Below are 19,508 nucleotides of genomic sequence, written 5' to 3' on the forward strand. Positions count from 1 at the left end.
TCGAAGGCTAAGTACTCCTTACTGACCGATAGCGAACCAGTACCGTGAGGGAAAGGTGAAAAGCACCCCGACGAGGGGAGTGAAACAGTTTCTGAAACCGGACGCCTACAAGCAGTCGGAGGAGCCTCGAGCTCTGACGGCGTACCTTTTGTATAATGGGTCAACGACTTGGTCTTACGAGCAAGCTTAAGCCGATAGGTGTAGGCGCAGCGAAAGCGAGTCTTAAAAGGGCGACGAGTTCGTGGGATCAGACCCGAAACCGAGTGATCTAGCCATGTGCAGGATGAAGGTTGGGTAACACCAACTGGAGGTCCGAACCGACACCCGTTGAAAAGGGTCCGGATGACGTGTGGCTAGGGGTGAAAGGCCAATCAAACTCGGAGATAGCTGGTTCTCCGCGAAAGCTATTTAGGTAGCGCGTCGATTGTATTCTCCCGGGGGTAGAGCACTGCATGGATGATGGGGGCCCACAGCCTTACTGAGTCTAAGCAAACTCCGAATACCGGGAAGAACTGATCGGCAGACACACGGCGGGTGCTAACGTCCGTCGTGGAGAGGGAAACAACCCTGACCAACAGCTAAGGCCCCCAATTCGTGGCTAAGTGGGAAAGCATGTGGGACTTCCAAAACAACCAGGAGGTTGGCTTAGAAGCAGCCATCCTTTAAAGATAGCGTAACAGCTCACTGGTCTAGTCAAGAGGTCCTGCGGCGAAGATGTAACGGGGCTCAAGCCACGAGCCGAAGCTTTGGATGCACTGTGAAGTGCGTGGTAGCGGAGCGTTCTGTGATATAGAACGCTGCCTCCTTAGTATCCTCGGATACATTGGAGGCAATGTTCTGACTGTGAAGCCGGGCTGTAAGGCATCCGGTGGAGTGATCAGAAGTGAGAATGTTGACATGAGTAGCGACAAACAGGGTGAGAGACCCTGTCGCCGAAAGTCCAAGGGTTCCTGCTTAAAGCTAATCTGAGCAGGGTAAGCCGGCCCCTAAGGCGAGGCCGAAAGGCGTAGTCGATGGGAACCAGGTTAATATTCCTGGGCCGTGAGATGGTGACGGATCTGAACCGTTGTTCACACTTATCGGATTGTGTGGGCAGCCTACAGGTCCCTGGAAATAGCCTCTCTATAAGACCGTACCCGAAACCGACACAGGTGGACTGGTAGAGAATACCAAGGCGCTTGAGAGAACCACGTTTAAGGAACTCGGCAAAATGCCTCCGTAAGTTCGCGAGAAGGAGGCCCCATCGCTAGGCAACTAGTGGTGGGGGGCACAAACTAGGGGGTGGCGACTGTTTACTTAAAACACAGGGCTGTGCGAAGCCGTAAGGCGACGTATACAGTCTGACGCCTGCCCGGTGCCGGAAGGTTAAAAGGAGGGGTGCAAGCTCTGAATTGAAGCCCCGGTAAACGGCGGCCGTAACTATAACGGTCCTAAGGTAGCGAAATTCCTTGTCGGGTAAGTTCCGACCTGCACGAATGGCGTAACGATCTCCCCGCTGTCTCAAACGTGGACTCAGCGAAATTGAACTGTGTGTCAAGATGCACACTACCCGCGGTTAGACGGAAAGACCCCATGAACCTTTACTACAGCTTCACACTGGCATCAGGATTGTGATGTGCAGGATAGGTGGTAGCCTTTGAAACCAGAACGCCAGTTCCGGTGGAGGCATCCTTGAGATACCACCCTTCGCACTCTTGATGTCTAACCGCGGTCCGTTATCCGGATCCGGGACCCTGTGTGGCGGGTAGTTTGACTGGGGCGGTCGCCTCCCAAAGAGTAACGGAGGCGCGCGAAGGTGGGCTCAGACCGGTCGGAAATCGGTCGTTGAGTGCAATGGCAAAAGCCTGCCTGACTGCGAGACTGACAAGTCGAGCAGAGACGAAAGTCGGCCATAGTGATCCGGTGGTCCCAAGTGGGAGGGCCATCGCTCAACGGATAAAAGGTACTCTGGGGATAACAGGCTGATGGTGCCCAAGAGTCCATATCGACGGCACCGTTTGGCACCTCGATGTCGGCTCATCTCATCCTGGGGCTGGAGCAGGTCCCAAGGGTACGGCTGTTCGCCGTTTAAAGAGGTACGTGAGCTGGGTTTAGAACGTCGTGAGACAGTTCGGTCCCTATCTGCCGTGGGTGTAGGATACTTGAGAAGAGTTGCCCCTAGTACGAGAGGACCGGGGTGAACGGACCACTGGTGGACCAGTTATCGTGCCAACGGTAGTGCTGGGTAGCTATGTCCGGACAGGATAACCGCTGAAAGCATCTAAGCGGGAAGCCCCCTTCAAAACTAGGTATCCCTTGAGGGCCGTGGAAGACCACCACGTCGATAGGCTGGAGATGTAAGTGCAGCAATGCATTCAGTTGACCAGTACTAATTGCCCGATTGGCTTGATTTGATCCAGTAGTAGACAGACACTCCTGCAGATCAAAATCATGCATACAATTTGACTTGGACGCTCTTTATTCGGTTTGGTGGTCATAGCGCTGGCTATACACCCGGTCCCATTCCGAACCCGGCCGTTAAGGGCCAACACGCCAATGGTACTGCGTCTCAAGACGTGGGAGAGTAGGTCACCGCCAAACCTAATAAAGAGCGTCATTCATCTCTATAACGATAACATCCCCCAAATCAGACACAAAATAACGCGGGATGGAGCAGCCCGGTAGCTCGTCAGGCTCATAACCTGAAGGTCGTAGGTTCAAATCCTACTCCCGCAACCAGCTTTAGCGAACAAGCCGCGCCCGAAAGAGCTGCGGCTTTTTTGTTATCTGCAAAACTCAACATCTCCAACAACTTGCCCTCTATCTCGAGAGTGTGCCCAAGCTCTGCGTCGTGGCGGATCGTGATCCTCTCGATCAGTTCACCAAGGATCTCGGAGGCGCGATGCACGATAGAAGGGTCCGATAGTGTTTCCGCAAGGCTGTCAATTTGCGCGCGGTAAAGGTCGGCGATGTCGGGCGCGATCTCGGGTGCGGCGTTGCCGAGGGCTGCAGGCACAGCGTTACCAAGTTGGCGCATGCATTCCGACCAAGCTCCATGGAACTTATAAGTATCTGGAAAGGTCTGGATTCTCGCGCTTTCTCGGATAGTAAAATAGCGAACTGATCCATCCGCTCGACGCAACATGTTCTCACCACCTGGAACTCCATGCACTCCAGCCTTTAGTGTCTTGGAGGGATCATCGAGGTAGCTTCCAGTGTGTCCAGGATAGGTTCGAGCATTCGGCTGGAATCTATGGTTCGAGACGAAGTTTTCTGTTTCAGGATCTGGTAGATCGCCAATTGCGTCACGCGTGGTTCGCCAAGGGAGTGTGTCGGGCTTTTCTGTCACGGATAGGCGTTTTGATATCTGTAGCGAACGTCCTTCGTAAGCGTTGCATTTGAACCCTTCTGAGGGGCAGATCTCTCCCCTCGTCACTCTGCTAGGATCCTCGAAACACGAGGTATCATGCATGAATGACTTTCCAAAGATTCGGAACCACTATGGCTTTGCGATCGAGTTGCATCCAGGAGGCCGTCGCGTTTGGCCGCCGAGCTTCAAAAGGTTTATACGCGAGAAAATCGAAACAGGTCAACTGAGCGTCGAGGAAGTGCGAGAGGAATGCCGGGTTTCCAAATCCCTCGTGTACAAATGGCGCGATGATGTCGCGAAGGGGCGGGTTGCCGCTTCCGCGCCTGAATACGACTCTGACGAGCCGCTATTCTCGGAAATTTTGGTCCAGAATGACGAACCTCTACCGACAGGGGATGCGGCGCCCGAAAGCGTCATCACGCTCAGCGGAGAAGTCGTCAATCTGACGCTCCCAGCCAACTACCCTCTGAACGATCTGGTCGTTCTTATCCAGACGTTGGAGCGCGGATAGATGTTTGCGCCTGCTGGGAACTTCAAAATCTATCTCGCCAGCCAGCCTGTCGACTTCCGGAAAGGAATGGATGGTCTCGCAGGGATTATACAGGCGGAATTCGACCTCGACCCGTTCTCGGGCGCAATCTTCGTCTTCCGTTCGAAACGCAGCGATCGTCTCAAGCTGATCGTTTGGGACGGTACAGGGCTTGTGTTGGTGCACAAGCGCATCGAGGGGGCTGGTTTCCGCTGGCCGAAGAGCCAGAACGGGGCAGTCAGCCTGAGCAAGACCCAGTTCGAGGCGCTTTTCGAAGGTCTCGACTGGCAGCGTATCGTTCCACGCCATGCTAAACGTCCAAGCTTCCGATGAGCGCAGCTCGGACGTCAGGCGGCCAGCCCCTCATTCAATGCTCTGACGATCTGGATGATCTCGCGCGTCTGATCGCGGTCGAATATGCCCGCGATCCCCATGTCATCGAGGTCGGTAAAGGGGCTTTCGTAGAAGCATTCCGGATCAACATAACCCGTTTCCGTAAGGCTGTTGATGATGAGATCGAGAAACTCGGTCTGATCAGCGTTCAGCTGATGCAAACCAACGAAAGCGCTGAAGGCATCTTTGGCGGCTGCCTTGTCGAGACCGGTCAGTGACCGCAGGAACCGCGCGAGGCCGCCTTCCTCCTCCAACCCTGCCAGCAGGCTATCATCAGCGATCTGCTGTTCGATCAGGATACGCTGCAACTCGTCGAGATCCTGCTGCGTCAGAGCTTCCCCGCGTCTCACCTTGATGAGCGTGATGTGGTCGCGGTGTTCTTCGATGAAGCGGCGCACCTTCATCTTGAACCGTGCCTTATCCACGCCGCTGCCAACCTGGGGCATGGTCACTTCTGTGCCGACCCCGATCTCATCCTCGAAATCGGTAATGACGATCTTGCGTTCAAGGGGTTGGATCAGCCCGGTCAGATCGCGAAGCTTGCGCCGGATGGTCTCGAGCATCTCGGGCGTAATGTCTTCCCAGAAGAGATCGGTCTGGATCTCAAGGATCAGTTCCATCTCCTTGGCCACAAGAGGGACATTCTCCAACCCCTCAAGAGCTGCGGCAAAGCTGATGATCCGTGTCTGAAGCCTCAGGAAACCACCTGTTTGCCTCAGCAACTCCAATTGGGCGTTCAGCATCAGGAGATCGAACTGCTTGGCGGGCAGATTGCCATCTTCATAAGCCGTGGGCAGGCCCGCGACCTGTTCGATCAGCGCGAGGCGGTCATCCAGCGAAAGGCTGTTCCAGTTCTTGGGATCGCGGAATTGCTCCACGCTCCGGCGCTTGGCGCGAACGATGAAGTTGTCGAGCGGCATGCCAAGCACTTCGTCATGGAGCCGCGTTTTGATGTCCTGGATCAGTTGCTCATGCGGTTCTTCCGCCTCGGCCAATGCCTCGATCAGTTCCACGCGGTTGGTGAACAGGCGCTCGCCTAGCGGGCGAGCCGTCGGCCCATCCGTTTTGTTCGGGTTCTCTTGGAAGAACTCGAGGTTCTGGCAGAAATCGAAGATGACGAATTCACTCTTATCCTCGCCCGGGCCGAACAGTCCTGGGCTCAAACGCGTCCCACGCCCCACCATCTGCCAGAACTTGGTCTTGGAGCGGACGATCTTGAAGAACACCAGATTGACGACCTCTGGCACATCAATGCCCGTATCCAGCATATCGACCGATACCGCGATATGCGGCGCCTTTTCGGCCTCCGAGAAATCGTCGATCAGAGACTGCGCATAGGTCACGCTGTAATCGATGAGCTGCGCGAACTTGCCGTTGTAATGCGGATAGTTCTCGTTGAACCGCTCGACGATGAACTGGGCATGTTTGCTGTTCTTGGCAAAGATGATCGACTTGCCCAGACGGTCGCCGCCCAACACCTTGATGCCGTTACGCATCAGATGCTCGAGCACCTTATCGACGGTATCCTTGTTAAAGAGCCATTTGTTCAGATCAGCGCTTTCGACACGGTCTAGCTGGGTGCCCTCATCATCCCATTCGATCGCATCCCAGTCTTCCTTTTCTTCGTCGGTCAGCTGGCTATAGTCGATGCCTTCGCGCTGGAACTTCAGCGGCACCGAAATTGTCGTCGGCGGCACCAGATAGCCATCCGCCACCGCATCATCGAGATCATAGGCGTCGGTCGGCACGCCCTTCTCGAGCCCGAAAAGCGAATAGGTATCCTTGTCGATCTCGTCGCGGGGCGTCGCGGTCAACCCAACAAGCAGGCTGTCGAAATACTCGAAGATCGCGCGGTATTTACGATAAACCGAGCGGTGCGCCTCATCGATGACGATCAGGTCGAAATGGCCGGGGCCGAAGCGCTTCTCGCCGCCCTTCATCTCTTCGATCAGCCCCATCATCGTCGGATAGGTTGAAAGACATACCCGCGCACCGGCGTGATCATTCTTCTTGCTGTCATGCTTCTCGATCAGATTGGCCGAGGGCGTGGCAGGCAGGTGCTTTTTGAATGCCTCATTCGCCTGCCGCACCAGCGCAACCCGATCCGCCAGAAACAGCACGCGCTTCACACGGTTGGCCCGCATCAGCTGGTCGATCAGCGCAATCACCGTCCGCGTCTTGCCGCTGCCGGTCGCCATGACCAGAAGCGCGCGGCGCTGCTTGTCACGCTCGATCGCCTCGCCCACACGGCGTATTGCCCGCTGCTGGTAATGCCGCCCCGCAATCTCGGGGTCCACATCCACCTTCGCCAGCGCCCGCATATTCTCGCGCCGCTGCAACAGAAGCTGCAGCTCGTCCTTTTTCAGAAAGCCCGAGATCCGCCGCGGCGGATAGGCCAGATCATCCCAGATCCAATGCTCATAGCCATTGCTGGTGAAAATGACCGGCCGCCGCCCGTAACGCGCCTCGAGGCAATCCGCATAAAGCTTCGCCTGTTGCTGCCCGTTGCGGCTGTCCTTCTTGCTGCGCTTGGCCTCGACCAAGGCCAGCGGCTTGCCATCATCGCCCCAGAGCACATAATCGACATAGCCCTCGCCGCTCTGGCTCGGCATACCCACCACCGGAAACTCTCGGTCGCGGTCCTGATCCAAGGCCCAACCCGCCTCATGCAGCAACAGGTCGATGAACTTGTCGCGGGTCTCCGCCTCGCCATAATCATGGTCATCTTGCACCGCGCTATTGGCCTTGCGCAGCGCCAACACCTCGGCCCGCACCTTCGCCAGCTCGGCATCAAGCGCGGCGCGCCCCTCTTCCGACTCCTGCAGCGCCTTCTCGGCCTCATCCGCCCGCTTCCGCTCGGCCTTGATCTTCTCCTCGACCTTCTTGATCTCGGCCACAGTGCTGGCCGTAATGGTCAGGGATTTCTGCAGCTTGCCCGCGTCAAAGCTCAGCGCCGGATCGGGGCGCGTGGTCTTGGCATAGGTCCGCGCCAGCCAGTAGCAGACATGGAACAGCTCGCGCACCGTGGCGCTGGCATCATGGGCGGTCAGCGGCTTGCCGCTATCATGCGCCGCGCGATTGCCCTGATCCTTGATATAGCGCGCCTTCACGGTGATCGCGGGGCCGGTCAGCGTGGTCAGGCTTGGCTCGGCGATCATCGCGGCCAATGTCTCGGTATAGACTTTGCGCAGCGCGGGATCGCGGCGATAGAGCCATTTGAGCGCCATCTCCAGCGTCAGCCTTGCCCAGAAACACGCCCCGCGCGGATCGGAAAGCGCATGGGTCTCGGCCTTGCGGGCCGTCTGCAACAGATCGGGAAAATCACTCTCGAGAAAGGCGAATTGGGACATAAGCGCACCTATTGTAATGCGATCACTTTAAATCAGGAAACGCGGTTTGGAAGGCCCCTTTTGCCTCGGCCCATTTTGCGGCGCCGTCATCCGAGAGCGCCCATTTACAGCCCACGCTGTTCATCACCTCATAGCCGCCCGCCTTCATCCCGTCGCAAAGCAGCTTTTCCATAACCGCGACCTGATTGCGCAAAGGGATATGATGCGCCATCAGCGTGGCGCGATCCGCGCCCTCGATATGGATCTCGGGATAGATCGGCCCATGAGAATATAGCTCGAACCGGAGACAGTCTTCAGGGCGCAGGCCACGGGCCGCCAGTTGCCGCCGCAGGGCATTCTGGGTTTTGGCCTTTCCAAGATGCTGACCCATGCGGCTATAGGGGGCGGAGGCATGCGGGCTCGAATTATCCCCCGTTCGCCCGACATAATAAAGCGGCGGGGCATCAGGGCGCAGCACCTCCCAGATATAAAGCCAGAAACCGCGCTCGAGCATCTGCGCAGGAAGCGACAGGCGATGCAGCGCGGGGCCCATCTTACAGCTCGCCCCTGAAAGCGCAGTGTTGGAGGGAGGCGAAGAGCTTTTTTGCGCATTCTAAGCTTCGCCGAAGTCGGGATTCTTCAACGGTCAACGCGTTCACTGCGGCGTCAAATGCTTTCTGCCGAGCGATAGGTGGGACGCGAACCTCGAAAGATTGGCACGCCGGAAGGGGCAGATGTTTGACCGTCGAGCCGGAGCCCGATTGGCTGAACTGTAAACTAAAGTAAGGGGACATCATTTGGTATGATAGGAACTCTGGCGACATGATGTCAGGGTTGGGTCGATACAAGAACAAACGCTGCCCCAAAAATACACCGTTCTCACGAAGTACACCGACTTCACCAACGGGGGCCTCTCTCGTCAGCAGAACATCACCGGGCCGAGGCGTGAGTCTTCGGTTCCAACGTTCGAAAGTTACTTCCTCCACATACCGCACAGTGTCGAGGTTAACCACTCCGTGCCTCACGTTAGTGGTTCTAATCATCCGCCATGGGGTTGGGCCATCAACAACCGGCGCTGTTCGGTTGACGCAGTCAACCATAGCCTCGCAAACTTCGTCTATTGGCTTCGTCTTCCATTCCTCGGAATTGTCTCGCAGATCCCCGAACATCTCATGAAAGATGGCTTGGCCGAGGGTGTTGAGTTTTTCGAGGGCGCGGGTGCGGAGGCGGCAGAGCTCTGCCGCCTGATCCAATATCCCCGCAATCCGCTTCTGCTCCTCCAACGGCGGCAGGGGGATTTCGAGGCGGTTGATCATCTCTCTCGTAATAACGCCTTGGGCCATGCCCTGAGCTTCAGAACGCAGAGAAGCAGTTTGCAGCTGCATAAAGCGGTAGATGTAACCATGATCGAGTACGTCAGTATTTGGACGAACTGCGGCAACCGACCTCCCGATTGCGCAGTCTATGGCGTCATTCACTTTACCAGCGGTAGCCCCGACAACACAGACTAGGACATCGCCCTTCTTGGCATGTTTCTTTGGCGAAGTGGTCCACTCCCGAATAATTGGGAACCTCTCTGAAAACTCGCCTGCTTTGACGAAGGGCGTCCCTTGGCCCTCTTTGTTACAGTCTTTTCCGGCTGGCGCTTGTCCCATGACCAAAGTGGTTAGCTCGCCCAAGGGTACAGAGATCATCCCAACATCTCCTCAAGCCGATCCAGTCCCTCGGCGATATCGGCTTCCAGCGCGCGCAGCTCGGCGATGATATCGGCAGGGGCGGCATGGGCCACCTCCTCATGCTCGATCTCTTTGTAGCGGTTGAGCGACAGATCCCATGCGCCGGTGGCGATGATATCGGCGGCAGGCACCATGAAGCTTTGCGCGGTGCGCGGGCGCGCGTCCTCCCCCGCAAGATCCGCCCAGCGGGCCAGAATATCGGGGAGGTTGTTCTTGGCGTGCTCGTCCTCGGTCAGCGCGGCCTCTGGCGTGGCGCCCAGCTTTTCTGGGTCCAAAAGCGGGCTGCGCTTGTCATCAAGGCTGAAGCCATCCGCCGCCATGTCATAGAACCAGACATTTTCCGTCCCGCCGACGCCGGTCTTGGTGAAGACCACGATGGCGCAGGACACGCCCGCATAGGGGCGGAAGACGCCCGAGGGCAGCTTGATGATGGCGTCAAGCTTGTGCTCTTCGACCAGTAGGCGCCGGATTTCCTTATGCGCGGTGGACGAGCCAAAAAGCACCCCATCGGGCACAACCACCGCCGCACGCCCGCCAATGCGCAAAAGCCGCAGGAACAGCGCCATGAACAGGAGTTCGGTCTTCTTGGTTTTAACGATCTTCAACAGATCCTTGGCCGTGGTCTCGTAATCGAGCGATCCGGCGAAGGGCGGGTTGGCGAGGATCAGGGAATAGTCGCCCGCATCCTCGCCATGTTCCTGCGCGAGGCTGTCGCGATAGGAGACATCGGCATTCTCGACGCCGTGCAGGGTCATGTTCATCGCGCCGATCCGCAGCATGGTCGCGTCGAAATCAAAGCCGTGGAACATGTGGTTGTGGAAATGCTCGCGGCTGTCCTTGCTGCGCAGCATCTGAGGGTGATGGTCGCGCAGATATTCGCCCGCCGCGACAAGGAAGCCGCAGGTGCCCGCCGCCGGATCGCAGATCGTGTCACTGGGCTGCGGGGCCATGAGGTTGACCATCAGCTCGATGATATGGCGGGGAGTGCGGAACTGGCCGTTGGTGCCGGCGCTGGCGATCTTGCCCAGCATATATTCGTAGACATCGCCCTTGGTGTCGCGGTCGTCCATCGGGATGTCGTCAAGGAGCTGCACCACTTTGGCGAGGAGGTTGGCGTTGGAAAAGCCCAGCCGCGCGTCCTTCATATGGGTGCCATAGGAGGAGCCTTCCTCGCCCAGCTGGCGCAGGAAGGGGAAGACATGTTCGTCGACGATGCGCATCATCTCGCGGGCTTCGAAATGCTTGAAGCGGGACCAGCGGAGATTGTCGTAGGGCTCGCCTTTGTCGTTAGCGCCCTCGGGGAAGATGCGGCGGGCCATCGGGAGACCGAGGTCTTCGGCCTTACGCTCTTCGACCGTATGCAGATCGTCGAGCCGCTTGATGAACATCAGGAAGGTCAGTTGTTCGATCACGGAAAGCGGGTTCGAGACGCCTCCGGACCAGAATGCGTTCCAGATCTGATCGATCTGATTTTTGATTGTACCGGTAATCATTTAGGGGCCCGCCTTAGGTTTGGCGCGATGATAAACTGTGTAGTGATACGCGCAACCGGCAACCTTCAGGGCAGTCGCCTAGTGGGTGATGAAAGCGAGAAATGTGGAATTTCCAAGTAGCTTATGAGCGTTCAATGCTTGGCATAAGTAATTGAAAAATATGCACTTTAAACCGATTTTATCCTTGACCGGCTGGATTCAACGCTACAGAATCGAGTGGAATGACCCAACATGTGAGGCCAAGGCCCTATGACCACGATCGCTGAACGAGAGTTTGTCAAATCCCAGCTGCGGATTGCCGGATCATCGATGGCGGCCGTAGGGCGTGAGCTTGGTCTGACGCGGAGCACCGTAGCCGGAGTGGTTGCCGGCACATGCAGGTCGGCGAGGGTCGAGCGAGCGGTTGCCGAGAAGATCGGTATGCCACGCGAGCAGCTTTGGCCAAGCAGGTTTATGGATACTGGAGATGACGATGTCCTAGATATCAGATGACAGGGCTCTGAAATAGGTTGAGGCCCCGGACTGCAATCCAAAGGGCCTCGTAAAATCGCGCCGTGCGATACCTATACCATCCCCCCGCAGGTTCGAGAAGTCAAGCGCCGCGTTCGTCTGAACGCGCGGCTCGACTTATGCCGTTTGCGGCCATGTTGCCGCCCGATCGGGATGTTGAAATCCATGGACGCAATACAGGAGGCCTGCGAGCTGCTCGCGGGCCATCAGGACAGTTCTGTCCAAGAGGTTGCATCGGTCATATCCACGCATGATCTGGCGCGCGATCGCGAGATGGTCGTCCTTCAGGCGCGGCTTTCGACGGCGACTGCGCAGATCAAGACGTTGCGCGCCGAAGTCAGGCGCCAGGCAGAGATCATTGCAAAGTTAAAGGCCATGCATTTTGGTCAAGCTTCTGAAAAAACATCCAAACGGAAGCGGGATGTGCCCCCTGAAGACCAGCCTCAGGCGCCTGAATTTGATGAACCGGAGGACGACGCCGAGGATAGTGCGAATAATGATGCTCCCCAAGAAAACTCAGAACTCAAAAAGGCTCGTGGCAAGCGCGGGCGTCAGCAGGTATTAATCCCCGCGCATCTTCGGCGGGAGACGATCGTCATTGAGCCTAAAGACGGGCCGCCGTGCATGTGCGAGCGGGGCGCTTCTTTGGCTGGGGAGCAGAGGGTCGAAAGGCTCGCCTATAAGCCTGCAGAAGTGTATGTCATTGAAGAGGTTTACCCCAAATACTGCTGTCGAAAATGTAGCACGTTTTTTCAGGCGAAAGCGCCGGAGCGGGTGTTCGATTATTCCCGTTTCGACGACACGATGTCCCTTGCTGCCGTGATTTCGAAGTTTGCGGATTTTCTGCCACATTATCGGCTGCAAGAAATATTCGGACGGAGCGGATTAAAGATAAACCGCTCCACACTCTGGCGACTTGCCAAGCGGACGGGTGACGTTTTGCGGCCCCTGTACGACCTACTGATATCTGATCTACGGCAATCCGGAAAACTCTTCATGGATGAGACGAGGGCACCTTTGCAGGCCCCAGGATTGGGAAAGACGAAAACTGCCTATATGTGGGCGATGACCCGCGATGACCGACGCTGGAAAGGCAATCGGCCTCCAGCAGTGGCGTTCCGATTTGCCCAGACACGTGAGGGTGTTCATGGCGAGAGTTTCCTCGGAAATTTTGCCGGAACGCTGCAAGTTGACGGCTACGCTGGATACAAGCGCCTAACCGCAGCGGACCGAGTTGGTGCGCCGCTAGTCCTTGCTTATTGTTGGGCACATGTCCGCCGCAAATTCTTTGAGGCCTGGAAAAGCGGTAAATCGGAGAAGGCGTTCGAAATCGTGGAAACCATCGACGACTTGTTCGCAATCGAGCGAGGTTTAAAAGGTCAGCCGCATGTTGTGCGCCAAGCAGAGCGTGCCCGTCAAAGCGCCCCTATAGTCGATGCGCTATTCAAAGATCTCGAGGCTTTAAGCTCTGAGATCATGATGAACTCGCTGCTGGGCGAGGCCATCAACTATACCATGAAGCTGCGTGAAGGCCTGAAAGTATTCCTCACCGATGGCCGTGTCGAAATCGATAATAATCCAGTGGAGAACGTCATCCGGCCTCTGGCGCTCATCCGAAAAAACTCCCTGTTTGCAGGCTCGCTGATTGGCGGTGAGATCTGGGCCATTCTGTCGAGCCTACTGGGAACCTGTAAGCTGAACGGTCTCGAACCCTACGCTTATCTGCAATGGGTGTTCGAAAAGATTAGGGCCAAGACCCCATTGGCGGATTACCACAAGTTACTACCTTGGAACTGTCCGCTCGAGCGATATACGGATGATGCAGAAGAGCCCAAGTCTGAAGAAGCGGATGAGGATGCTGCTAACCCATAGATTTTGATTGCGTTATCGTTCTGACAGGGAAGACGAATAGCGACGGCTGGAGGCTGGCGCTCGGCCTCCAAATTCACGGATGAAAAATTTTGGGCACCAATGAAGCCGCGGTTGAAGACCGCCGGTCAGCATGTGATTGGCAGGGACCTGGCGCTCCAGATCGAAATCGTAAAACAGCTGCGCCGGTGCTTCTTGCCTGCCCATAACGCTGAAATCCTCCCGTCCTCTCATAGTCGAGTGAAACGAAAGACTTCCGGCAGCGCAACATAGACTTTTTCAACAGCATCGGCGGAAACCGGCCCTTCGCTGCGTGTCGCTTCAATGGCTGCTTTGGAAAAAGGTAGCCGCTTCGGAAGCTATTTACTTAACTCTGACACGTAAAAGGCCGCCATTAAAAATCTAAGGCCTGCAAACAGTGCCATCAATACTCTGTGGACCTATGTTCGACGCGTTTCATCGGGCTGCGTGATCTTCGTTCCGAACCTACTGAGACTATCCAGTATGGCGCAGTCAGGGTTGTCGTCGTCACGGCATCTGGCCATCATCTCCTCGAGCCGCATTTCCAGAGCCTTGAGATCGGCAATACGTTTCTGGACCTCAAGAAGACGGGTATGGGCCAGATCATGGACATCACGGCTGGCGCGCGATCTGTCGGCCAACAAATCCAAGAAGCTTCGGCATTCCTCGAGAGGAAACCCCATCGCGCGCGCTTGAGAAAGGAACTGGAGCTGTTCGAGCTCCTTTGCGTCATAGAGGCGATACCCGTTGGGCGCACGCGACGGGCTGATAAGGCCGATCTCCTCGTAATAGCGCAAGGTCTTTACTGGCAGGCCGGTTGCTTTGGATATCTCGCCGATATTCATTTTGTCCCTCCATGTGCAACAGATCACAATAGCGCATCGAGGCAGCGGGAACAGGGTGGGGACCAGCACGTTGGGCCAAAAGCCGATCTTTTCGTCCTTCATGCTTGACCCTCCAGCTACTGGAGGCCCTATCTGGAGAGGCGGACCAGCCAAAAGGACCCGCGATCATGAAAGACCACGCCCATTCCAGCCCTGTCACCCGCGATCCTGTTTGTGGAATGACTGTTGACCCCCATGCCGGAAAGCCCAGTGCCACGCATGATGGCCATAGCTATCATTTCTGCTCGCAGGGCTGTCACGACAAGTTCGTGGCCGCGCCCGAAGACTATATCGAGGCCAAGGATCCGGTCTGCGGCATGACGGTCAATCGCGGGACGGCGGTGCATTTCCACAAGCTGGAAGGCGAGAAGTTCTATTTCTGCTCCGAAAACTGCGAGAGCAAATTCAAGGCCGATCCCGAGGCCTATCTGGGCGATCGGCCCGCGCCGAAGGCAATGCCCGAGGGCACGCAATATACCTGTCCGATGCATCCCGAGATCGTCGAGGACCAGCCGGGTGACTGCCCGAAATGCGGGATGGCGCTGGAACCCATGACACCTTCTGCCGATCAGGGGCCGAACCCCGAGCTTGTCGATTTCCGCAAGCGGCTGTGGATCGCGGGGCCGCTGGCGGCGGCGGTGTTCATCCTCGAGATGGGGACGCATATAGGTGTCCCGTTCGAGGACTGGATCGGGGCGCGGCCCTTCCTGTGGCTGCAATTCGCCTTAGCGACGCCGGTTCTGTGGCTGTGTCGCCCGTTCTTCGTGCGGGGCTGGAAATCCGTCACCAACCGCTCACCCAATATGTGGACCCTGATCGCGCTGGGGACGGCGGCGGCCTACGGGTTCTCGCTGGTCTCGCTGCTGGCCCCCGGTATTTTCCCCGAGGCGCTGCGCGATATGCACGGCCAGCCGCCGGTCTATTTCGAGGCGGCGGCCGTCATTCTGGTGCTGGTGCTTCTGGGCCAGATCATGGAGCTGACCGCCCGCGAGAAGACGGGCGATGCGATCCGCGCGCTGATGGATCTGGCGCCCAAGACCGCGCGGCGGGTGAGTGACGCGGGCGAAGAAGACATGCCGCTTGATCAGGTGCAGGCAGGGGACCGGCTGCGGGTGCGCCCAGGCGAGACTGTGCCGGTGGATGGGGCCATCATCGAAGGCGGCTCGACCATCGACGAGAGCATGCTGACGGGCGAGCCGGTTCCGGTGGAAAAGGCTGAAGGCGATAGGGTGACCGGCGGCACGCTCAACAAAACCGGCAGCTTCGTGATGGAGGCGCAATCGGTGGGGGCGGAGACCACGCTCTCGCGCATCGTGTCGATGGTGGGTCAGGCACAGCGCTCGCGCGCGCCCATCCAGGGGCTGGCCGACCGTGTGGCGCTGTTCTTCGTGCCGGCGGTGGTGGCCTGTGCCGTATTGGCCTTTATCGCATGGATGGTCTTCGGGCCGTCTCCGGCGCTTGGCTATGCGGTGGTGGCCGCCGTTTCGGTGCTGATCATCGCCTGCCCCTGTGCGCTGGGGCTGGCCACCCCGATGTCGGTGATGGTGGGCACGGGGCGCGGCGCCTCCGAGGGGGTGCTGGTGCGCGATGCCGAGGCGTTGGAACGTTTTGCCAAGGTGGATGTGCTGGTGGTCGATAAGACCGGCACCCTGACCGAAGGTCGCCCGACGCTGACCGATGTCATGGCCCTCGAGGGCGAGAAGGAGCACATCCTGTCGCTGGTGGCAGCCCTTGAGCGCGGCTCGGAACATCCGCTGGCCGAAGCCATTCTGGCAGGGGCGAAGGACGCGCCGAAGCTCGAGGCCGAAGGGTTCGAGGCAATTACCGGCAAAGGCGTGATGGCGCGGATCGAGGGCCGTCAGGTGGCCTTTGGCAACGCCGCCCTCATGCGCGATTGCGGGGCCGATCCCGATCAGGTGGTAGACCGGATCGAGGCGCTGCAGGACGAGGGCAAAACGGCGATGATGCTGGCCGAGGCCGACCGGATCATCGGGGTGATCGCGGTGGCCGACCGGATCAAGGAGACGACCCCCGAGGCGATCAAGGCACTGCATGAAGCGGGGCTGCGCATCGTGATGGCCACCGGCGATAGCGAGCGCACCGCAGCGGCCGTGGCCCGCAAGCTGGGGATTGACGAGATCCGCGCCGGTGTCTCGCCCGAGGGCAAGGCCAAGCTGGTGGAGGAGTTGCGCAAAGGGGGCGCGTCCGTTGCCATGGCGGGCGACGGGGTCAATGACGCACCTGCGCTGGCGGCTGCCGATGTCGGCATCGCGATGGGCACGGGGGCCGATGTGGCTGTGGAAAGCGCGGGGCTGACGCTGGTGAAGGGCGACCTGCGCGGCATCGTCAAGGCGCGCAGGCTGGCGCAGGCGGTGATGCGCAATATCCGCCAGAACCTCTTCTTCGCCTTTGCCTATAATACTGCGGGCGTGCCGATCGCGGCGGGGATCCTTTATCCGCTCTTCGGGGTGCTCCTGTCGCCGGTGATCGCGGCGCTGGCCATGAGCCTGTCCTCGGTCTCGGTGATCGGTAATGCTTTGCGGCTGCGGGGACAGAAGCTCTGATCTCTGGAATGTGATCTGACGCCGGATCGGGCGCAGGATAGGTTGTAGGCATGGTCACGATGTTCCGGCTCCTGCGCCCCGTTCTGGTGATGACGCTCGTGCTCTGGTCCGTCTTCGGGCCGGGGACGAGCTTTGCATCCATGATCCAGCCCGCCGAGCGCTGCTGTGCCGCAATGGCCGAGCCTGACCATCACCATGAAGGCCATGCCCATAGCGCGTCCTGCACGATGGACTGCCTTCTGTCGCAGGCTACGCAGGACGAACATGCACCGCTCAGTGTCCGTCCGATTGCCCGCGATATGGATCGCTCGGGCTTCCAGCTCGATCTGGCCTCCCAGATCGTCGCTCCCCTGCGCCGCCCTCCACGTCTCTGATCTTCGCAAAAAACTCTTCCCCAACGGTTTTACGGAGATTTCCAATGATCACACTGACCCGTCGCGGCTTTCTGGCCGCAAGTGTTGCCACATCTGCTGGCCTGCTTCTTCCTGCCCGCGTGAAGGCGCAAAGTGCCGCGCATAGCCTCAAGGCGACCACCCGCACCCTTGAGGTAAACGGGCGCGCGGCCACCGTCATGGGCCTTGTGAATGCACAGGGCACCCAAGGGCTGACGCTTCCCCCCGATGAGCACTTCCGCGTCGATCTGACAAATGATCTCGATATGGAGACGATCATCCACTGGCATGGGCAGATCCCGCCCAATGCGCAGGATGGTGCGCCCAATACCAACCCGATGCTGGAGGTGGGCGAGACCCGCGCCTATGATTTCACGCCCCGTGCGGGCACGTTCTGGATGCATTCGCATGTGCCCCAGCACGAGCTTGGCCTGCTGGCGGCGCCTCTCATTGTCCGGAGCGCCGAGGAACAGGCGGAGGACCGGCAGGAGGTCGTGATGTTCCTCCATGATTTCAGCTTCCTCGCGCCAGAGGAGGTGCTCGACCAGCTGGCCGGTGGTCATATGGAAGGCCATGATATGTCGGGCCATCAGATGGGAGGCGGCTCTGCGCCCATGTCTCACCAAACTATGTCGCATGGGAATATGGCGGGCATGGATATGTCCGGTATGGCGATGGATCTGAACGATTTCGAGTTCGACGCCTATCTCGCCAATGACCGCACGCTCGACGATCCGGAGGTCGTGACGGTGGAAAAGGGCGGGCGTGTCCGTCTGCGCGTCATCAACGGCTCTTCGATGACCGCCTATTGGCTTGATCTAGGGGCACTCACAGGTGCGCTGGTTGCGGTGGATGGCGAGCAGGTCCAGCCCGTGGCGGGCAGCCGTTTCCCGATTTCTCCGGCTCAGCGGATGGATATCCTTGTGGATCTTCCTGCGCAAAGCGGGGCCTATCCGGTTCTTGCCAAGCGCGAGGGCAGCACCAAGCAGACCGGGCTTGTTCTGGCCAGTGCAGGGGCTACGGTCGCAAAGCTATCGGGCGATGCGGAGAACGAGACGCCGGCCGCCACACAGGATCTCGATTTGGAATACCGGTTGCGGGCAGTGCAAAGCCTTCCCGCGCGCGAGGTCAGCCGTCACCGCGATGTCATGCTGGGCGGCAGCATGGATCCCTATCGCTGGACGATCAACGGTCAGGTCTGGGCCGATCATGCGCCCATTCCGGTGATCCATGGCGAGCGGGTCGAGATGACCTTCCACAACATGTCGATGATGGCGCATCCGATGCATCTTCATGGCCATGTGTTCCAAGTCGTGGCAATCAACGGCCGCCGTTTTGCGGGGGCCAGACGCGATACGGTGGTGGTGCCGCCTATGACTATGGTCACCATCGCCTTCGATGCGGGCGAGGCCGCGCGCTGGATGCTACATTGTCACCATATGGGCCACCTCGCGACAGGAATGATGACTGAGTTGCAGGTTACTACGAGCGCCTAATAGAGTAGCCGAGCATGCGTGCTCAGTTGCGTCCGAAAAGCTTGTATCGAGAACCTTGGCTCTATGCGGACCTCCCTCATTTGGTTTCTAATGTCCGGATTGGGCCGAAAGTTTCACATCTTTCAGCATTTCCTATTGGCGCGTAGCGCCAAGATAGCCCCTCAGAACAATAGAGAAAAGTCCCCCCAAAAGGGAATAAAGCCCCTTTAGGAGGGTTCAGATGCAACGCTTACCGTCCTTCCAGAACACGATCTTTTAAAGCAACCTTATGTCTGTCCCAATAATCTCCGTAGAGTTGATCCCAAACCAAAGCTTCTTGGGTGTAATCTCCGGAATCAAACGACCAGCGCGTATCGACATCATCTCGAAAGCCCACGAAAAGAACACGTTCTCGTTTTTGAGGCACTCCGTAGTTTGCGGAGTTTAGGAGTTTAGTCACCACGCGATAGTGTATTTGCCATGCTGCACGAAGTGACGAACGGCCCCTTTGACGAAGCTGAGCTACAGCGAGGACTAACCTTGGAGATGTCCGGTCAGGGCCGAACATGTCGATAGGGTGGCGCGGCCCTCGTGATGGGGCGCCGCGCCGCCGCATGACCGCTTCGAGCCCATACTGCAACATGCCGCCCCGCAGCATCTCGCTGGTGCAGAAGGCGGTCTCGGTTATCGCGGCCCGAAGCGGGGCTAAACGCGATCACTATAGCCGCAGCGCAGCTTTCCCGAACCGGTCATTCATTTAGTCCGCAGCATTATGAAGGGCCGGGATTGGCCCTGTGGTATCCTCTACCATTTTCGTTAAAGGCGCTATCTGGAATATCATCGCGAGGTGGCCTGTCTAAGTAGAGAAAACCATAAAAATCAAGGCAGAACCAATCACGCGCTACCCGTTAGGTGGATTTTAGAGAATTGCGGAGGTGGGTGCGAAAGGGCAGAACATGAGGGG

General features: G+C 58.1%; 13 protein-coding genes, 1 tRNA gene, 2 rRNA genes and 1 pseudogene (1 of these 17 only partly in view). 10 read left to right on the forward strand and 7 right to left on the reverse strand.

What is annotated here, in order from left to right; translation table 11 throughout:
- The 3 genes from RPE78_RS14735 to RPE78_RS14745 all read left to right on the forward strand — a co-directional run.
- Window positions 1-2,393: ribosomal RNA gene (locus RPE78_RS14735) — 23S ribosomal RNA — on the forward strand; it begins 438 nt to the left of the window's first position.
- 72 nt (window positions 2,394-2,465) lie between these two features.
- Window positions 2,466-2,580: ribosomal RNA gene (gene rrf, locus RPE78_RS14740) — 5S ribosomal RNA — on the forward strand.
- A gap of 61 nt (window positions 2,581-2,641) precedes the next feature.
- A tRNA-Met gene (locus RPE78_RS14745) sits at window positions 2,642-2,718 on the forward strand.
- Window positions 2,719-2,979: 261 nt separating this feature from the next.
- On the opposite strand, the pseudogene RPE78_RS14750 reads toward RPE78_RS14745, so the two are convergent.
- A pseudogene (locus tag RPE78_RS14750) lies at window positions 2,980-3,319 on the reverse strand (DNA cytosine methyltransferase); the annotation flags it as partial.
- A gap of 130 nt (window positions 3,320-3,449) precedes the next feature.
- On the opposite strand from RPE78_RS14750, the gene RPE78_RS14755 reads away from it, so the two are divergent.
- Together RPE78_RS14755 and tnpB are read left to right on the forward strand one after the other, a co-directional pair.
- Window positions 3,450-3,860: a hypothetical protein gene (locus RPE78_RS14755; RefSeq protein WP_330647270.1), complete on the forward strand. Its 411-nt coding sequence runs from the start codon at window positions 3,450-3,452 to the stop codon at window positions 3,858-3,860.
- A complete protein-coding gene (gene tnpB / locus RPE78_RS14760) occupies window positions 3,861-4,211 on the forward strand; it encodes an IS66 family insertion sequence element accessory protein TnpB (protein ID WP_330647271.1) in 351 nt (116 codons plus the stop codon).
- Between the two features lie 14 nt (window positions 4,212-4,225).
- Here the strand turns inward: tnpB and RPE78_RS14765 are convergent, their stop codons facing one another.
- The 4 genes from RPE78_RS14765 to RPE78_RS14780 are packed head-to-tail and all read right to left on the reverse strand — an operon-like array spanning window position 4,226 to window position 10,829.
- Entirely contained in the window at window positions 4,226-7,621 is a 3,396-nt protein-coding gene (locus tag RPE78_RS14765) for a DEAD/DEAH box helicase family protein (protein ID WP_330647272.1), read from the reverse strand.
- A gap of 22 nt (window positions 7,622-7,643) precedes the next feature.
- Window positions 7,644-8,153 carry a hypothetical protein gene (locus RPE78_RS14770; protein ID WP_330646838.1) on the reverse strand — a complete coding sequence of 170 codons (510 nt, stop codon included), beginning with the start codon at window positions 8,151-8,153 and terminating at the stop codon, window positions 7,644-7,646.
- Between the two features lies 1 nt (window position 8,154).
- The gene (locus RPE78_RS14775; protein WP_330646839.1) at window positions 8,155-9,294 is read right to left on the reverse strand and encodes a restriction endonuclease subunit S; all 1,140 of its coding nucleotides are present in this window, start codon (window positions 9,292-9,294) and stop codon (window positions 8,155-8,157) included.
- Window positions 9,291-10,829, reverse strand: a complete 1,539-nt coding sequence (locus RPE78_RS14780; RefSeq protein WP_330646840.1) for a class I SAM-dependent DNA methyltransferase — start codon at window positions 10,827-10,829, stop codon at window positions 9,291-9,293. Before RPE78_RS14780 ends, RPE78_RS14775 begins: the two co-directional genes overlap by 4 nt.
- A 249-nt stretch (window positions 10,830-11,078) precedes the next feature.
- On the opposite strand from RPE78_RS14780, the gene RPE78_RS14785 reads away from it, so the two are divergent.
- Complete coding sequence (locus tag RPE78_RS14785) at window positions 11,079-11,321, forward strand: helix-turn-helix domain-containing protein (protein WP_353963113.1); 243 nt, start codon at window positions 11,079-11,081, stop codon at window positions 11,319-11,321.
- Between the two features lie 183 nt (window positions 11,322-11,504).
- Entirely contained in the window at window positions 11,505-13,211 is a 1,707-nt protein-coding gene (tnpC, locus tag RPE78_RS14790) for an IS66 family transposase (protein ID WP_330646841.1), read from the forward strand.
- A 437-nt stretch (window positions 13,212-13,648) separates the two neighbouring features.
- Here the strand turns inward: tnpC and RPE78_RS14795 are convergent, their stop codons facing one another.
- Window positions 13,649-14,176, reverse strand: a complete 528-nt coding sequence (locus tag RPE78_RS14795; RefSeq protein WP_330646842.1) for a MerR family transcriptional regulator — start codon at window positions 14,174-14,176, stop codon at window positions 13,649-13,651.
- 65 nt (window positions 14,177-14,241) lie between these two features.
- On the opposite strand from RPE78_RS14795, the gene RPE78_RS14800 reads away from it, so the two are divergent.
- Genes RPE78_RS14800 through RPE78_RS14810 form a run of 3 tightly spaced genes read left to right on the forward strand, consistent with a single transcriptional unit; the run spans window position 14,242 to window position 18,565 of the window.
- Window positions 14,242-16,677, forward strand: coding sequence for a heavy metal translocating P-type ATPase (locus RPE78_RS14800; protein WP_330646843.1), 2,436 nt, complete (start codon window positions 14,242-14,244; stop codon window positions 16,675-16,677).
- A 50-nt stretch (window positions 16,678-16,727) separates the two neighbouring features.
- The gene (locus RPE78_RS14805; RefSeq protein ID WP_330646844.1) at window positions 16,728-17,051 is read left to right on the forward strand and encodes a hypothetical protein; all 324 of its coding nucleotides are present in this window, start codon (window positions 16,728-16,730) and stop codon (window positions 17,049-17,051) included.
- A gap of 44 nt (window positions 17,052-17,095) precedes the next feature.
- Window positions 17,096-18,565: a multicopper oxidase domain-containing protein gene (locus RPE78_RS14810; RefSeq protein WP_330646845.1), complete on the forward strand. Its 1,470-nt coding sequence runs from the start codon at window positions 17,096-17,098 to the stop codon at window positions 18,563-18,565.
- 229 nt (window positions 18,566-18,794) lie between these two features.
- Here the strand turns inward: RPE78_RS14810 and RPE78_RS14815 are convergent, their stop codons facing one another.
- Window positions 18,795-19,202, reverse strand: coding sequence for a DNA cytosine methyltransferase (locus RPE78_RS14815; protein WP_330646846.1), 408 nt, complete (start codon window positions 19,200-19,202; stop codon window positions 18,795-18,797).
- Window positions 19,203-19,508 lie beyond the last annotated feature (306 nt).

Origin of the sequence: Thioclava litoralis, assembly GCF_045278885.1 — a bacterium.
Lineage (GTDB): Bacteria > Pseudomonadota > Alphaproteobacteria > Rhodobacterales > Rhodobacteraceae > Thioclava > Thioclava litoralis.

Bases quoted from the DNA above. Each gene is read 5' to 3' on its own strand.
- tnpC (WP_330646841.1), top strand. From the start codon at position 11,505: ATGGACGCAATACAGGAGGCCTGCGAGCTGCTCGCGGGCCATCAGGAC.
- RPE78_RS14755 (WP_330647270.1), top strand. From the start codon at position 3,450: ATGAATGACTTTCCAAAGATTCGGAACCACTATGGCTTTGCGATCGAG.
- RPE78_RS14805 (WP_330646844.1), top strand. From the start codon at position 16,728: ATGGTCACGATGTTCCGGCTCCTGCGCCCCGTTCTGGTGATGACGCTC.
- RPE78_RS14800 (WP_330646843.1), top strand. From the start codon at position 14,242: ATGAAAGACCACGCCCATTCCAGCCCTGTCACCCGCGATCCTGTTTGT.
- RPE78_RS14795 (WP_330646842.1), bottom strand. From the start codon at position 14,176: ATGAAGGACGAAAAGATCGGCTTTTGGCCCAACGTGCTGGTCCCCACC.
- RPE78_RS14775 (WP_330646839.1), bottom strand. From the start codon at position 9,294: ATGATCTCTGTACCCTTGGGCGAGCTAACCACTTTGGTCATGGGACAA.
- RPE78_RS14780 (WP_330646840.1), bottom strand. From the start codon at position 10,829: ATGATTACCGGTACAATCAAAAATCAGATCGATCAGATCTGGAACGCA.
- RPE78_RS14810 (WP_330646845.1), top strand. From the start codon at position 17,096: ATGATCACACTGACCCGTCGCGGCTTTCTGGCCGCAAGTGTTGCCACA.
- RPE78_RS14765 (WP_330647272.1), bottom strand. From the start codon at position 7,621: ATGTCCCAATTCGCCTTTCTCGAGAGTGATTTTCCCGATCTGTTGCAG.
- RPE78_RS14770 (WP_330646838.1), bottom strand. From the start codon at position 8,153: ATGGGCCCCGCGCTGCATCGCCTGTCGCTTCCTGCGCAGATGCTCGAG.
- RPE78_RS14785 (WP_353963113.1), top strand. From the start codon at position 11,079: ATGACCACGATCGCTGAACGAGAGTTTGTCAAATCCCAGCTGCGGATT.
- tnpB (WP_330647271.1), top strand. From the start codon at position 3,861: ATGTTTGCGCCTGCTGGGAACTTCAAAATCTATCTCGCCAGCCAGCCT.
- RPE78_RS14815 (WP_330646846.1), bottom strand. From the start codon at position 19,202: ATGCTGCGGGGCGGCATGTTGCAGTATGGGCTCGAAGCGGTCATGCGG.